Below are 14,292 nucleotides of genomic sequence, written 5' to 3'. Positions count from 1 at the left end.
CCACTATTTATACCTGCCCGATGCACCCGCAGGTGCGACAGAGCGGCCCGGGCAACTGCCCTGAGTGTGGCATGACGCTGGAACCCGTCATCCCCACCGCCGAGGACACCGAGAACCCGGAGCTACAGGACTTCAGCCGCCGCTTTTATTGGACCCTGCCGCTGAGCGTGATCGTCGCGATACTCGCCATGTCCGGACCCTACCTGCACTGGTTGGATATGGCCCTGCAGAGCTGGATAGAACTGGCGTTGACCTTGCCGGTGGTGCTCTGGGCAGGTTTTCCGTTCTTCAAACGGGCAGTGCAATCGGTTCTGCACGCCAGTCCGAACATGTGGACACTCATCGGCCTGGGGACGTCGGCGGCCTTCGTTTACAGCGTGGTTGCCACTGTAGCGCCTGGGGTTTTTCCGGCCTCGTTCGTGGCCATGGGGCGGGTGTCGGTGTACTTCGACGCGGCGGCCATGATCATTTCATTGACCTTGCTGGGCCAGGTACTTGAGCTCAAAGCCCGGTCGAAGACGGGCGCGGCTATCAAATCATTATTGGGGCTCGCCCCGAAAACGGCACGGCGTATGGCTGACGACGGGAGCGAAACGGATGTCGCGCTGGCCGATGTGCGGCCCGGGGACCAACTGCGTGTGCGCCCTGGCGAGAAGGTACCGGTTGACGGTGAAGTGCTTGAGGGCACCAGTGCGGTCGATGAATCAATGCTCACCGGCGAGCCTATGCCCGTGAGCAAAGGCGTCGGCGACAAGCTGATCGGCGCCACCCTCAATACCAGCGGCGCACTGGTGATGCGGGCGGACAAGGTTGGCGCGGATTCGGTGCTCGCAAGCATTGTGCAGATGGTCGCGCAGGCACAGCGTTCAAGGGCTCCAATGCAGGGTATGGCCGATACCGTGGCCCGTTATTTCGTTATAACCGTCATCAGTGTCTCGTTGCTGACATTTTTCATATGGGGGCTGTTCGGGGCCACATCGACCGGGGAGTCGGGTTGGGTGTATGGGCTGATCAACGCCGTAGCGGTGCTTATCGTCGCATGCCCTTGCGCCTTGGGCCTGGCCACCCCGATGTCGATCATGGTTGCCAGCGGCAAGGCTGCGACACGGGGCGTACTGTTCAAGGACGCTGCGGCGATCGAGAACTTCCGTAAGGTCGACACCTTAATCGTCGACAAAACCGGCACCCTGACCGAGGGCCGGCCACGCTTTGACCGAGTGATCGCGGCAGCGGGCAGCACCGAGGACGAAGTACTTCAACTGGCTGCCAGCCTGGATCAAGGAAGCGAACATCCTCTAGCAGCAGCCATAGTGAGCGCTGCGCGTGAACGGGGCATGACCCTTAACAAGGCCGAAGACTTCGAGTCGAGCACCGGCATCGGCGTGCGCGGTCGAGTAGGGGGCAAGACCCTGGCCCTGGGCAACGCACTATTGATGGCGCAGCTCAAGGTCTCGGTGGACAGCTTGAAATCCCAGGCCGAAGCACTCCGGGCCGAAGGGGCCAGCGTGATGTTGCTGGCCATCGACGGCAAAGCCGCAGGGCTGCTGTCGGTATCAGACCCCATAAAGTCCAGTACAGCCGCCGCTTTGACGGAACTCAAGGCTGAGGGCATCCGCGTCATCATGGCCACGGGTGATGGGTTGACTACAGCCAAAGCCATTGCGGCGACGCTGGGAATCGAAGAAGTACACGGGGGCGTCACCCCGGCCGATAAGCTCGCGCTGGTGGAGCAACTGCAACAACAAGGATGCGTTGTCGCAATGGCAGGAGACGGTATCAATGATGCCCCTGCGCTGGCCCGGGCCGATGTCGGCGTAGCGATGGGAACAGGCACGGACGTTGCCATGAACAGCGCCCAGATCACCCTCGTCAAGGGCGACTTGCGTGGCATTGCCCAAGCCCGTGCGATTTCGCAGCAGACGGTCACCAACATGAAACAAAACCTGGGCTTTGCGCTTGTCTACAATGCGCTCGGCGTGCCGTTGGCTGCCGGTTTGTTGTTTCCGTTCACTGGCTGGTTGTTGTCGCCGATGGTTGCCGCTTTTGCCATGAGTCTGAGTTCATTGTCGGTAGTGACCAATGCATTGCGGTTGCGTGGCTAGGGTTCTACTGCGCAGAGTCGGTTGCCCGTTCAAATATCTGACGGGCAAACGATGTTTTCTCTCTGATTTGTCGTGCACTTACTTCTTGTGCTCAATGACGGTTTCGACCAGCCAATAGCCGGTCCGTCCATAGTGTTTGTGCAGGTTCGATTCTTGTTCCCGGTTCAACTGCTCAGACGACTCATAAGGCGGCGATGCCTTGATCGAGGCGCATTCGAGGTCGACCGACACGGATTTATCCAGCCAACGGATATCGTCGATCCATTCAGGAGCTATCAACACCTTGTGCCCAAGCCACCAGTTGCTGGTGTTGACCACAAGGTACTGAATCGCCCAGGTCTGTTCATTGATCAGCAGACTGTCGACGTGTCCTATTTCGCCATCGGTGGCTTTGATGTGATATCCGATGATGGCTTTGCAACTGCGTAAATGCGGGTCGTCATCCTCATGGCGTGCGCGCTCGGCTTTTGCATTTTGTTCGCGAGCATGTTCGTCTTGAGCGGGGCCACCCGGGAGCCCGAAGCCTCCAGGGTACATCCCTGCATTCCACATGCCTGCGCTCCCCCAGTAGTACGGATAACCGTAGTAACCCAGGTATTGCATCTCATGTTGTCGAGAGACAGGTTTGTCGACGTCGATACTGGGGCTGTTTTTGACTTGTTCCTTGGTGAGCGCTACGTGCAGCCGACGTTGCGTCCAATCAGCGTCCTGGATGGAAAGGGGTGTAATCAGCACTTTGCGGCTGGCAAGCCAGGCACCGGTTTCGACGATCAAGTACCGGATCACCCACGCCTCATTATCAAAATAGAAGTCTTTGACTTCCCCGATATCACCATCGGTAGCCGCAATGGTGTAATCCTTCAGATCTTGCATGCTTCGTAACATAGGACTGTCCTTCGTAGCGCACCGATCGATGTCCTCGGTACATGGAAAGGCTGCAGGCCGATAATTCGACTTGCCCAAGGACACGGTGCGCTGTCGCCCGCGTCAGCGTCTGTTCGCTGACGCACGCAGGTTGACAGGGTTGAGGTGGATTAATTCATGCCCAGCCAGTTTGGTAGCGCCAGGGTAATCCATGGGACATAGGTAATCAGCATCAGGAACAACAGCAAGAGCATCAGCCAAGGCATCGCGGCCTTAATGGTCGCGGGCACTGTCATTCCCGTCACGGCGGAAGTCACGAATAGGTTCAGACCGACGGGCGGTGTGATCAAGCCGATCTCCAGATTGACCACCATGATGATGCCAAGGTGAATCGGGTCGATACCAAGCTTCATGGCAATGGGGAAAAGGATCGGTGCCAGAATCAGAATAATGGCCGAGGGTTCCATGAAGGCACCGGCGATCAACAGAACCACGTTAACCACCAGCAGGAAGGTCACCGGCGTCAGTCCGGCCTCAATGACCCAGGTGGTGATTTGCTGGGGTAATTGTTCGGTGGTCAATACGTGAGCAAATAGCATGGCGTTAGCAATGATGAACATCAGCATGATGCTCAGCTTGGCCGAGTCCAGCAGGACTTTAGGCGCCTCACGAAACGTCAGGTCCTTGTAGACAAACAAGGCGATGAATGCCGAATACACTGCGGCAACGGCAGCAGCCTCTGTGGGGGTAAACATCCCGGTGTAGATGCCTCCCAGGATAATCAGCATCAACAGCAGGCCCCAGATCGCCTTGCGCGCGGTGCTTAGAAACTCTCGCAGCGTTGCGCGTGGCATGGCGGGCAGGTTTTTCTTCACCGCTACGATGTAGATAGCCACCATCAGCGACAAGCCCAGCAACAGGCCAGGTATGACGCCGGCCATGAACAACTTGCCGACGGACGTCTCGGTAGCGGCAGCGTAGACCACCATTACGATCGAGGGCGGTATCAGAATGCCCAGGGTTCCTGCGTTACAGACGATTCCCGCGCCGAAGGCTTGCGGATATCCCGAGCGAACCATGCCGGCAATGGCAATTGACCCGACTGCGGCCACCGTTGCCGGGCTGGAGCCGGAAAGGGCTGCAAATAGCATGCAGGCCAATACGGCGGCAATCGCCAGACCACCTCGGATATGACCGACACAGGCGTTGGCAAAGTCGATCAGCCGGCGTGCGACGCCACCGGTGGTCATGAAGGCGCCTGCCAGCAAGAAAAACGGAATGGCCAGCAGTGTGTAGTGCTCTGAGGTTTCAAACAGTTTGATTGCGAGCGAACGGACGGAGTCCGGACTGAAAAACACAATGGTCAGTGAGCCGGCCAGGCCCAGGGAAATGGCTATCGGCACACCGATGAACATCAGTGCGAAGAGTGTCGCGAACAGGAAGGCAATGGTCATTATTTGTCGTCCTCGTGTTCGGTCAGTTTCATCACGTCAGCGGCTTCATCGGCCAGGCCCAGACCTGTCTGGCGGTGCAACAGGATGCGCACGAAAATTTCAGCGAAACGGATGAATACCAACGCAAAACCCAAAGGAACAATCAGCCCTATGTGCCATTGCATGATGCCGTAATGGCCCAGATCTTCGGCGCCTATGCCTGCTGTCATCAAGGTATGAATCCATTCGAAGCTGGCCACACTGAGTAGTCCGGCGTAGGTCAGGCAGCAAAGGCAGGCCAAAATGCCAATGAGCCGCTGAACAGGTTTACTGGCCAGTTTTACCAGGGCGTCAACGCCGATGTGACCGGCTGTACGCACGCCGTAGGACAATCCGAAAAAGATCAGCCAGCCAAATAGCGCCTTGGTCAGCGAGGTGCTCCAGGTCATGGCCTGAGCCATTGTCATGACCTGATCGCCCATGGCGAACAACGTCTCGCTGGCGCCTTCCCAGTGGTCGGCAAGCCGGTAAAAGAGGGTATAGAGGTTGTTGAGGATGACGTAGACGAACGTCACCAAGGTCATGGCGGCCAAAAGGAAGACAATGAATCCCTCCTCGAAGTGTTCCCATATGCGCCGAAAGGCATTCATGGATGGCATCTCCTGTGTCGTGATGACAGGCAGGTGCTGCCGCGCCGGCAGCACCTGCCCACCGGTCATTTGGCCTTGTTGGCGGCTTCGGCAGCAGTGATCAGCTCAGGGCCGATATCCGCTTCGAATTTTTGCCAGACCGGCTTCATCGCCACTCGCCATTGCTCGCGTTGTTCCGGTGTCAGGGTGATGATTTCGGTGGTTTTGGCGGCAATGATGCTTTGCTTGGCGTCCTGATTGAGTTGCTCAGCCTCTTTGTTCACCTGGGCGGTGACTTCCACAATGATCTTGTCCAGCTCACTGCGAATATCCGGCGGCAAGCCATTCCAGAACTTGGTATTGGTGATCAGCATGTAATCCAGCACGCCATGGTTGGACTCAGTGATGTATTTCTGTACCTCATGCATTTTCTGGCTGTAGATGTTCGAGTAAGGGTTCTCCGCACCGTTGACCACACCGGTTTGCAACCCCTGATACACCTCGGCAAAGCTCATCTTGCGCGGATTGGCGCGCAGGACCTTGAACTGTTCCTCGAGTACGGCTGAGGCTTGCACCCGGAATTTCAGGCCTCGGGCATCGCCAGGAACACGCAGCGGCTTGTTGGCCGACAGCTGCTTCATCCCGTTGTGCCAATAGGCCAGGCCTGTGATGTTTTTGCTTTCCATGGACTTGAGCAGTGCTTGGCCCTGCGGGCTCAACTGAAAGCGGTCGACCGCGGCGATGTCATCAAACAAGAAGGGCAGATCGAACAGCTGAACGGTCTTTGTGTACTGTTCGAACTTGGCCAGTGATGGCGCAATCAACTGTACGTCCCCTAACAGCAGGGCTTCCATCTCTTTACCGTCACCAAATAACGATGAGTTCGGATAGACCTCAACCTTGACCTTGCCGGGCAAGCGTTCCTCGACCAGCTTCTTGAACAGCACTGCGCCTTGTCCCTTTGGGGTCTGCTCGGCGACCACGTGTGAGAACTTGATGATGATCGGATCAGCAGCCATGACCGTGCTCATGCTTCCCAGAGCAAGAGTGCAGGCGAGTGCCTTGCATATGGATTTGAACATTTGGGGGAATTCCTCTTGTTTTAGTTTTTGTACAGTTCCATGTTCTGACGCGCATTCGTCATACGGCCAACGACAAGTCTAGGCAAAAAATCAAGTTTGAAGGCTGATTCCCGGATATTGCTGGAGCGCAACGCAGATAACGTCAGGCGTCAGCGCGCAAAGGCCTGCGATTGCCCCTGAGTAGTTGCCGAACCTTTTGCCAATAACCAGCACTGCCCTGGCACTCAAAATCATTGCGTATAGGTAGTTTCCGAGGCTACTCATGACCCATTCAGGCGCCTAAATTGAAGTCATCGCGGTGTAAAGCCAGGGCTGGCGCTTTGGCGTTATGGCCCAATGCCTGGCAGTGGTTGACGACTCCCACTTGCGCAGCCTTGGCCCCAATCCATTTTGATAAAGAGGCAGACAGGCGAGTTTATCTGGCTCTCACAAAAGGCTACTGATATGTCCGAGATACCAAGCCCTCAGCAAAATCATCTGCTTGCCGCGTTGCCGGTCGAGATTCGGCATCGCCTGCTGCCTCAACTGGAACTCGTGTCTTTCCCCTTGGGCAAGGTTCTGTACGAGCCAGGAGACGTTCTGCGCTACGTCTATTTCCCGACTGACTCCATCATTTCACTACTCTACGTAATGGAGAACGGTGCGGCGGCGGATATTTCAGTGGTGGGTAATGAGGGGCTGATCGGAGTCGCGTTGTTCATGGGGGGCGAGAGCACTTCGAGCCGGGCTGTCGTCCAGAGTGCTGGCTACGCGTTTCGCCTCAGAGGGCAGTTGCTCAAGGACGAGTTCAATCGCCACGGTGAAATGTTGCGTCTGATGCTGCGCTACACCCAGGCGCTGATCACGCAAATGGCCCAGACGGCTGTCTGCAATCGTCATCACTCCATCGACCAGCGACTGTGCCGTTGGTTGTTGTTGTCGTTGGATCGCCTGCCGGGTAACCAGTTGGTCATGACTCAAGAACTCATTGCCAACATGCTCGGTGTGCGTCGTGAAGGCATCACCGAGGCCGCCCGCAAGTTGCAAAAACTCGGCGTGATCGAGTACTGCCGAGGGCTGATCACCGTGCTCGACCGTGCGCAGCTCGAGGAATTGAGTTGCGAGTGTTACGCCGTCGTTAAACATGAGACCGATCGACTACTCCCTTACGCAGTGCCAGAACCCTTGAGCAGACCCGTCTGTCATGCGTTTACAGCGCATGCTCACTGACGCTATTACGGCCTCTTGTGTTCGTTACCGCACAGCGGCTGATGAGTGTGCCGGTGATGATGAAGCAAGGCTGACGGAGTGTCGCTTCGACACCCGCTCTGCACGACGACTCGACGGGAGACTACGAGATGAAGGAGCGCCAGGTTAGAACCGATAAGGATGCGGCTGACTTTGGTGTGGTCGCGGCAGTGCGTGGCAGTGTCGTGGACATTCGTTTCGATGCTGCGCTGCCGCCCATCCACACCCTGCTGCGCGCCGGCGATGCGGGCAGGATTGCCATCGAGGTATTGGCCCAGCGCGACGAGCACCATGTGCGGGGTATCGCGCTGACGCCCACGCAGGGGCTGGCACGAGGAATGCCGGTGCACGACACCGGGGGGCCGTTGCAGGCCCCGGTCGGGAAGAAGATCCTGTCGCGCATGTTCGACGTCTTTGGCAATACCATCGATCGCCAGCCCGCGCCGGATGCGGTGCAATGGCGTTCTGTGCATCAGCCGCCACCGCCCCTGGTACGTCGTTCAACTCGATCCGAAGTGTTTGAGACCGGTATCAAAGCCATTGATGTGCTGACGCCCCTGGAGCGCGGCGGCAAGGCGGGTCTCTTCGGCGGGGCTGGCGTCGGCAAGACGGTACTGCTGACCGAAATGATCCATAACATGATCGGTCATCAGGAGGGCGTGAGCATCTTCTGCGGTATCGGCGAGCGCTCGCGCGAGGGCGAAGAGTTGTACCGCGAAATGAAGGCCGCCGGCGTGCTGCCCAATATGGTGATGATCTTTGCCCAAATGAACGAGCCGCCCGGGGCGCGCTTTCGGGTGGGGCATGCCGCGCTGACGATGGCGGAATATTTTCGCGACGATGAACAACGCGATGTGTTGCTGCTCATCGATAATATTTTTCGCTTCATCCAGGCCGGCTCGGAAGTCTCTGGCCTGATGGGGCAGATGCCATCCCGTCTGGGTTATCAACCGACGATGGGCACCGAACTGGCGGCACTGGAAGAGCGTATTGCCAACACCGACAGCGGCGCGATCACCTCGATTCAGGCAGTGTATGTACCCGCCGATGACTTCACCGATCCGGCGGCGGTGCATACCTTCTCGCACCTTTCGGCGTCGATCGTGCTGTCACGCAAACGCGCCAGCGAAGGGCTGTTTCCAGCCATCGACCCGCTGCAGTCCAGCTCCAAAGTGCTGACGCCGGGTATCGTCGGCGAGCGCCACTACCAACTGGCGCAGGCCATCCGCCGCACGCTGGCCCAATACGCCGAACTCAAGGACATCATCGCCATGCTCGGGCTGGAGCAATTGTCGCCCGACGACCGCAAAGTGGTGGCCCGTGCGCGGCGGTTGGAGCGTTTTCTCACGCAGCCATTCTTCACCACCGAGCAGTTCACCAACATGAGCGGCAAGCTCGTCAGCCTGCAGGATTCGCTGGATGGCTGCGAGCGCATTCTGGCGGACGAATTCAAGGACTTTCCTGAGAGCGCGCTGTACATGATCGGTACGGTCGACGAAGCCAAGGCCAAGATTAAAACCAAAACCGAGACCGAGCCGCAGGCCAGCGAGGCTGCCAAGGAGCCGACTCATGCTGTTGATGACACTTAAAGTGTTGCTGCCCTTCGAAGTGTTTGCCGTCGAAACGAACGTGTCGTGCATCGTTGTGGAAACGGCACAAGGGGCATTCGGCTTGCTGCCCAGGCGTCTGGACTGCGTGGCTGCGCTTGTACCGGGCATCCTCAGTTTTGAAATCGAGGCGCAAGGTGAAGTGTTCCTGGCGCTGGACGAGGGCGTGCTGGTCAAGGCCGGAGCGGATGTCGTGATATCGGTGCGTCGGGCGTTACGCGGCGATGATCTGGCCCACCTGCGCGATGCAATCGAGCAACAGTTCCTGACCCTGGACGCGCAAGAGCAAGCCATGCGCCAGACCATGGTGCGGCTGGAAACCGGGTTTATGCGCCGGTTCGTTTCTTTGCGCGAGCACTCGTCATGAAACCGGATCCCAAACGCACGCCTGCCACCCCGACTCTGGCTGAACAGGTCGGCGCCAAGGCGTCCCGCAAACTCAAGGCGCGCCGCAGGGACACGCCTGTGGTGTGGTTCGGCTTGGGCATGATGGGTTTGATTGGCTGGTCGGTGGTGGTGCCCACGTTGCTCGGCGCGGCCCTTGGACTGTGGCTCGATAAGCACCATCCCGGCGGCCATTCCTGGACGCTGGCCCTGCTGGTGGCGGGCCTCACCCTCGGTTGCCTGAACGCCTGGCACTGGGTGTCAAAGGAAGATGAGGCCATGCACGACGAACCTGATGAGAAGGAGCAGGGCGATGATTGACCATGGTACCTGGGCTCTGGTTGGGCTGGCCGCGCTGTTGGCGGGCGCCGCGCTGGGCTGTGTTTTTTTTGGCGGACTATGGTGGACAGTGCGCCGTGGCGCTTTATCGCCGACACCGGCCCGCTGGTTTTTTGCCAGCCTGATATTGCGAACCACCACCGTGTTGTTTGGTTTTTACCTTGTCGGTGCCGGTCAACCGGCGCGGCTGGGCCTGTGCATGTTGGGTTTTCTAATGGCTCGCGTGATCGTCTTGCGTGTCACACAACCGACTGCGGCCCCGCTGGCGCCGCCAACATCCGGACCGCCACCATGCGCCTGACACCTGATGCCTGGATCTTTTGGCAATATGGCTTCTTTAAGCTCAATGCCACCATTGTGTTCACTTGGGCGCTGATGACCGTACTGGTGTTGGGCGCGGCGTTGATTACGCGCCGCCTCGCTACCGGTCACCAACGCTCACGCTGGCAGAACCTGCTGGAGATCGTGGTGACCGCGATTGTCGGGCAAATCAATGATGTCGGTCTGCAGCAACCCCATCGCTACCTGAGCTTTCTCGGAACGTTGTTCCTGTTCATCGCTGCGGCGGCGTTAGCCACCGTGATCCCAGGCTATGAGCCGCCCACCGCATCGCTGTCGACCACGGTAGCACTGGCCCTGTGCGTGCTGGTGGCGGTTCCTCTGTTTGGCATCTGGGGTCAGGGGCTGGCGGGCTACCTGAAGTCGTACATGCAACCGACGCCGATCATGTTGCCGTTCAACCTCATCAGTGAAGCGTCGCGCACGCTGGCGCTGGCTGTGCGTCTGTTTGGCAACATGATGAGCGGCGCGATGATCATTGCCATCCTGTTATCAATCACGCCGTTTGTCTTCCCGATCGTGATGACGTTGCTGGGCTTGCTCACTGGCATGGTGCAGGCCTACATCTTTACCATTTTGGCGGCGGTCTACATCGCCGCGGCCACACGCCGCAGCAAAGCGGCTAACGCACCCTCATCGACGCCGGACACCTGAGCCGCGGCGCCATTTCCTGTCAACTCAAACTGAGGCACGCTTATGGACTCTCTCACCTGGATCGCCGTCGCCTCCATTGTCATGGCCGGCCTGACTACCGGCTTCGGTACGATGGCGCCCGCACTGGCCGAGGGCAGGGCGGTTGCCACGGCGCTCAGTTCGTTGGCCCAGCAGCCCGACGCGTCGGCCACCATCACTCGTACGTTGTTCGTCGGCCTGGCAATGATCGAATCAACGGCCATATATTGCTTCGTGGTGTCGATGATCCTGATCTTCGCCAACCCGTTCTGGAACGCCGCCATCACCGCAGCGACCCAAGCGGCAGGAAAGTAGACCGTGCTTATCGACTGGTTCACCGTTGGCGCGCAGTTGCTCAACTTCCTCATTCTGGTGTGGTTGATGAAGCGCTTTCTTTACCAACCGGTCCTGGACGCAATCGCGTCGCGGGAGGCGAAGATTGCTGCCGAACTCAAGGACGCCGCCGACACCAAGGCGAAGGCCCATCAGCAGCAAGACGAGTTCGAGCGCAAGAACCAGGCTTTCGACGAACAGCGAGACGCTTTGCTGAGCAAGGCCACCGAGGAGGCCAACGCGCAGCGTCTGCGCCTGCTGGCCGAAGCGCGCCAGGCCGCCGAGGCTGCCAGTGTGGCGCGCGCGAAGGCGCTGGTGACTGAAAAGCAGCGTTTGCACGCTGAGATCGTGCGTCGCACACAACGGCAGGTATACGACATCTCACGCCGGGTGCTGGGCGATCTTGCATCGGTCAGCCTGGAGCAGCGTGCGTGCGAGGTGTTCATCCAACGCTTGCAGGCACTCGAAGGCACCACGTTGGACGCATTAACCGCTGCGCTGAAGAGCACGACCGAGGGCGAATCCGCCCTGGTACGTAGTGCATTCCGATTGCCGGACGCGCAACGTGCCTCGATCCAGGCCGCGCTGAACGAGTTGCTGGGCCAGCCGCTGACGCTCACGTTTGAGTCGGACCCTGAATTGGTCACCGGCATTGAACTGAGTGCGAAGGGTGTGAAGCTGGCCTGGAGCATTGCCGAGTACCTCGATGCCTTGGCAGCATCCCTGAAAAAACCACTGTTGACGACGGAGCGCGCATGACTTTGCCCGCGTCGTTGGACGTGACGCTGCAAAGCGTCCTTGAAGACGCGTTCGCCAGCATCAGCCAGGGGCTCCAGGCGTTCACTGCGCAATTGGTATTGCACGAAGTGGGCACGGTGGTCAGCGTTTCCACGGGTATTGCGCGTGTCCAGGGATTACCGCACTTGGGCTTTGAGGAACTGGTTTCTTTTCCCGGTGGCTTGTCGGGCATCGCCTTCAACCTGGACGAAGAGGGTGTCGATGTGGTGCTGCTGGGTGACTACGCTCACTTGCACGCCGGCCAGGAAGTGCGCCGCACCGGTCGTGTGATGGACGTGGCCGTGGGCGAGGCGTTGTTGGGCCGGGTGATTGATCCATTGGGTCGCCCCCTGGATGGCGGCGCACAGTTGGTGACGGAAAAGCGCCTGCCCATCGAACGGCCGGCAGCGCCGATCATGGACCGTGCGCCCGTCACCGAACCGCTGCAAAGCGGATTGAAGGTCATCGATGCGCTGATCCCCATCGGGCGTGGCCAGCGCGAACTGATCCTGGGTGACCGCCAGACCGGCAAGACAGCGATCGCCATCGATACCATCTTCAACCAGCGTGACAAAAACGTATTTTGCGTGTACTGCGCCATCGGCCAGCGAGCGTCGGCAGTGGCCAAAGCGGTGGCCAACCTGCGCGAAAAAGGGGCGCTGGCCTACACTGTGGTAGTGGTGGCCGAAGGCAACGAGGCGCCGGGCCTGTCCTACATCGCGCCTTATGCCGCCACGAGCATCGCTGAGTACTTCATGGAGTCTGGTCGCGACGTGCTGATTGTCTACGATGACCTCACGCACCACGCCCGTGCCTACCGCGAGCTGTCGCTGCTGCTGCGTCGCCCTCCGGGCCGCGAGGCGTTTCCGGGGGATATTTTCTACATCCATTCGCGCATGCTGGAGCGCGCCACCCACCTCAATGACGAGCGCGGAGGGGGGTCGATGACCGCGCTGCCCATCATCGAAACCGAAGCGCAGAATATTTCGGCTTACATCCCGACCAATCTGATTTCCATTACAGACGGGCAGATTGTGCTGTCGCCGTCGCTGTTCGAACTGGGCGTGCTGCCGGCCATCGATGTCGGGCAGTCTGTCTCGCGGGTGGGCGGCAAGGCTCAGCGCGCGGCTTATCGTGCGGTGGCGGGCGACCTCAAGCTTGCCTATGCGCAGTTCGAAGAATTGGAAACTTTTGCGCGCTTCGGTGCCCGCCTGGACGAAGACACGCGACAGTCCATCGTCCACGGTAAACGTATCCGCGCCTGTCTGGGCCAGGCGGAATTGTCGCCGGTGACGGTGCCTGCGCAGATCGCTATTTTGCTGGCATTGAATGCCGCGCTGTTCGACCCGGTGCCGCTCGACAGCATGATTGCCGCACAGCAAGCCGTGGAGGAGGCTGCCAACGGCCTGCCCGAGGATGTGGGCCAACGACTGGCATCAGCCGGTCAACTGACCGACGCCGATCGCGAACAGGTCACCGAAGTCGCACGCCAGGCCATTGCCGTGTTCCTGGCGCCAGCGCAGTCAGCACCGGTTTCGCCCGCCTCAGGTGCCGCGACCGACACCGGCCAACCCTGATGGCCGCCAACATTACCGCACTGCGCCGTCAGATCAGCAGCGCCGGGGACCTGAAATCCGTTGTACGGGTCATGAAAGCCTCTGCGGCCTCGGCGATCGGGCAGTACGAGCGCTCGGTGGCCGCATTGGCCGATTACGCACACACGGTCGAACTGGGATTGGGTGTGTGTTTGCGCACGGTCGATTCCAGTGGGCAGCCGCTGCGGTTATCGTCAACGCACGCCGAGGACAACGTGGTGCACGCGGTGGTATTTGGCTCCGATCAGGGATTGGTGGGACGGTTCAACGAGGTGGTGGTCGACTATGCCCTGGGCCAGTCGGCGTCCGGTGCGACGAAGATCTGGGCGGTGGGCGAGCGCGTACATGAGCGACTGATCGATGCCGGCCGGCAACTTGAAGGGGCATTTGTCGTGCCGGGGTCGGTTGAGCAAATCACGCGACTCGTCGGACAGATCCTGCAAAAAATCCCCACTGCCGGCAGCGCAATCGAGCCACAGAACACCACGTTGATCCTTTTCTATAACCGACCCAATGACGCGGGCTATAACCCTGTGAGTCAGCGGCTGCTGCCCCTGGACGGGCACTGGGAGCGCGGCTTGGCACAGCAGCCTTGGCCCACCGCGCAACTGCCCGAAGTTCTAAGCGCCAATGCGCAGACCCTACGCGCGTTCATTCGCGAGCACCTGTTCGTGTCATTGTTTCGGGCCAGCGCCGAGTCGTTGGCCAGTGAGAACGCCAGTCGTCTCGCCGCCATGCAGCGCGCAGATCGCAACATCGGCGAGCTTCTGCTAGAGCTAAATGCCAACTACCACCGCTTGCGCCAAGCCGGTATCGACGAAGAGCTGTTCGACGTGATCTCCGGCTTCGACGCCTTGTTACCCAGCGCAGATTCTGGCGCTCAGCCCTAAACAGACTTTGTGTGCTGTC

General features: G+C 59.3%; 15 protein-coding genes. 11 read left to right on the top strand and 4 right to left on the bottom strand.

The window, feature by feature from the left end:
- The first annotated feature begins 20 nt into the window (after positions 1-20).
- A complete protein-coding gene (locus L9059_RS02880; RefSeq protein ID WP_247288276.1) occupies positions 21-2,102 on the top strand; it encodes a copper-transporting P-type ATPase in 2,082 nt (693 codons plus the stop codon).
- Positions 2,103-2,180: 78 nt separating this feature from the next.
- On the opposite strand, the gene L9059_RS02875 is transcribed toward L9059_RS02880, so the two are convergent.
- The 4 genes from L9059_RS02875 to L9059_RS02860 form a co-directional block, all read right to left on the bottom strand.
- Positions 2,181-2,975: a PRC-barrel domain-containing protein gene (locus tag L9059_RS02875; RefSeq protein WP_247287239.1), complete on the bottom strand. Its 795-nt coding sequence runs from the start codon at positions 2,973-2,975 to the stop codon at positions 2,181-2,183.
- A 161-nt stretch (positions 2,976-3,136) separates the two neighbouring features.
- Positions 3,137-4,420 (bottom strand): C4-dicarboxylate TRAP transporter large permease protein DctM, encoded by a 1,284-nt coding sequence (dctM, locus tag L9059_RS02870; RefSeq protein ID WP_247287237.1) that lies wholly within the window; start codon positions 4,418-4,420, stop codon positions 3,137-3,139.
- A complete protein-coding gene (locus tag L9059_RS02865) occupies positions 4,420-5,049 on the bottom strand; it encodes a TRAP transporter small permease (RefSeq protein WP_247287235.1) in 630 nt (209 codons plus the stop codon). Before L9059_RS02865 ends, dctM begins: the two co-directional genes overlap by 1 nt.
- A 65-nt stretch (positions 5,050-5,114) precedes the next feature.
- A complete protein-coding gene (locus L9059_RS02860; RefSeq protein WP_428480247.1) occupies positions 5,115-6,110 on the bottom strand; it encodes a TRAP transporter substrate-binding protein in 996 nt (331 codons plus the stop codon).
- 444 nt (positions 6,111-6,554) lie between these two features.
- Between L9059_RS02860 and L9059_RS02855 the strand changes: the two genes are divergently transcribed.
- The 10 genes from L9059_RS02855 (at position 6,555) to L9059_RS02810 (ending at position 14,273) form a co-directional block, all read left to right on the top strand.
- A complete protein-coding gene (locus L9059_RS02855; RefSeq protein ID WP_247287233.1) occupies positions 6,555-7,319 on the top strand; it encodes a Crp/Fnr family transcriptional regulator in 765 nt (254 codons plus the stop codon).
- 128 nt (positions 7,320-7,447) lie between these two features.
- On the top strand, positions 7,448-8,926 hold the full coding sequence (gene atpD / locus L9059_RS02850) for a F0F1 ATP synthase subunit beta (protein WP_247287231.1): 1,479 nt from the start codon (positions 7,448-7,450) through the stop codon (positions 8,924-8,926).
- Positions 8,907-9,311, top strand: a complete 405-nt coding sequence (locus L9059_RS02845) for a F0F1 ATP synthase subunit epsilon (protein WP_247287224.1) — start codon at positions 8,907-8,909, stop codon at positions 9,309-9,311. Before atpD ends, L9059_RS02845 begins: the two co-directional genes overlap by 20 nt.
- On the top strand, positions 9,308-9,649 hold the full coding sequence (locus L9059_RS02840; protein ID WP_247287223.1) for an AtpZ/AtpI family protein: 342 nt from the start codon (positions 9,308-9,310) through the stop codon (positions 9,647-9,649). Before L9059_RS02845 ends, L9059_RS02840 begins: the two co-directional genes overlap by 4 nt.
- Entirely contained in the window at positions 9,642-9,968 is a 327-nt protein-coding gene (locus L9059_RS02835; RefSeq protein ID WP_247287221.1) for an ATP synthase subunit I, read from the top strand. Before L9059_RS02840 ends, L9059_RS02835 begins: the two co-directional genes overlap by 8 nt.
- Positions 9,959-10,660 carry a F0F1 ATP synthase subunit A gene (locus L9059_RS02830; protein WP_247287211.1) on the top strand — a complete coding sequence of 234 codons (702 nt, stop codon included), beginning with the start codon at positions 9,959-9,961 and terminating at the stop codon, positions 10,658-10,660. The genes L9059_RS02835 and L9059_RS02830 overlap by 10 nt, the downstream gene beginning before the upstream one ends.
- 42 nt (positions 10,661-10,702) lie before the next feature.
- Positions 10,703-10,993, top strand: coding sequence for a F0F1 ATP synthase subunit C (locus tag L9059_RS02825; protein ID WP_247287182.1), 291 nt, complete (start codon positions 10,703-10,705; stop codon positions 10,991-10,993).
- A gap of 3 nt (positions 10,994-10,996) precedes the next feature.
- Positions 10,997-11,770: a F0F1 ATP synthase subunit delta gene (locus L9059_RS02820; RefSeq protein WP_247287180.1), complete on the top strand. Its 774-nt coding sequence runs from the start codon at positions 10,997-10,999 to the stop codon at positions 11,768-11,770.
- On the top strand, positions 11,767-13,365 hold the full coding sequence (locus tag L9059_RS02815) for an alternate F1F0 ATPase, F1 subunit alpha (protein WP_247287169.1): 1,599 nt from the start codon (positions 11,767-11,769) through the stop codon (positions 13,363-13,365). The genes L9059_RS02820 and L9059_RS02815 overlap by 4 nt, the downstream gene beginning before the upstream one ends.
- Entirely contained in the window at positions 13,365-14,273 is a 909-nt protein-coding gene (locus L9059_RS02810) for a F0F1 ATP synthase subunit gamma (RefSeq protein ID WP_247287167.1), read from the top strand. The genes L9059_RS02815 and L9059_RS02810 overlap by 1 nt, the downstream gene beginning before the upstream one ends.
- Positions 14,274-14,292 lie beyond the last annotated feature (19 nt).

Source organism: Pseudomonas violetae, from assembly GCF_023072615.1.
In the GTDB taxonomy this organism is placed as follows: domain Bacteria; phylum Pseudomonadota; class Gammaproteobacteria; order Pseudomonadales; family Pseudomonadaceae; genus Aquipseudomonas; species Aquipseudomonas violetae.
This window is presented reverse-complemented; position numbering and strand designations above follow the sequence as displayed.

Bases quoted from the DNA above. Each gene is read 5' to 3' on its own strand.
- L9059_RS02880 (WP_247288276.1), top strand. From the start codon at position 21: ATGCACCCGCAGGTGCGACAGAGCGGCCCGGGCAACTGCCCTGAGTGT.
- L9059_RS02875 (WP_247287239.1), bottom strand. From the start codon at position 2,975: ATGCAAGATCTGAAGGATTACACCATTGCGGCTACCGATGGTGATATC.
- dctM (WP_247287237.1), bottom strand. From the start codon at position 4,420: ATGACCATTGCCTTCCTGTTCGCGACACTCTTCGCACTGATGTTCATC.
- L9059_RS02865 (WP_247287235.1), bottom strand. From the start codon at position 5,049: ATGAATGCCTTTCGGCGCATATGGGAACACTTCGAGGAGGGATTCATT.
- L9059_RS02860 (WP_428480247.1), bottom strand. From the start codon at position 6,110: ATGTTCAAATCCATATGCAAGGCACTCGCCTGCACTCTTGCTCTGGGA.
- L9059_RS02855 (WP_247287233.1), top strand. From the start codon at position 6,555: ATGTCCGAGATACCAAGCCCTCAGCAAAATCATCTGCTTGCCGCGTTG.
- atpD (WP_247287231.1), top strand. From the start codon at position 7,448: ATGAAGGAGCGCCAGGTTAGAACCGATAAGGATGCGGCTGACTTTGGT.
- L9059_RS02845 (WP_247287224.1), top strand. From the start codon at position 8,907: ATGCTGTTGATGACACTTAAAGTGTTGCTGCCCTTCGAAGTGTTTGCC.
- L9059_RS02840 (WP_247287223.1), top strand. From the start codon at position 9,308: ATGAAACCGGATCCCAAACGCACGCCTGCCACCCCGACTCTGGCTGAA.
- L9059_RS02835 (WP_247287221.1), top strand. From the start codon at position 9,642: ATGATTGACCATGGTACCTGGGCTCTGGTTGGGCTGGCCGCGCTGTTG.
- L9059_RS02830 (WP_247287211.1), top strand. From the start codon at position 9,959: ATGCGCCTGACACCTGATGCCTGGATCTTTTGGCAATATGGCTTCTTT.
- L9059_RS02825 (WP_247287182.1), top strand. From the start codon at position 10,703: ATGGACTCTCTCACCTGGATCGCCGTCGCCTCCATTGTCATGGCCGGC.
- L9059_RS02815 (WP_247287169.1), top strand. From the start codon at position 11,767: ATGACTTTGCCCGCGTCGTTGGACGTGACGCTGCAAAGCGTCCTTGAA.
- L9059_RS02810 (WP_247287167.1), top strand. From the start codon at position 13,365: ATGGCCGCCAACATTACCGCACTGCGCCGTCAGATCAGCAGCGCCGGG.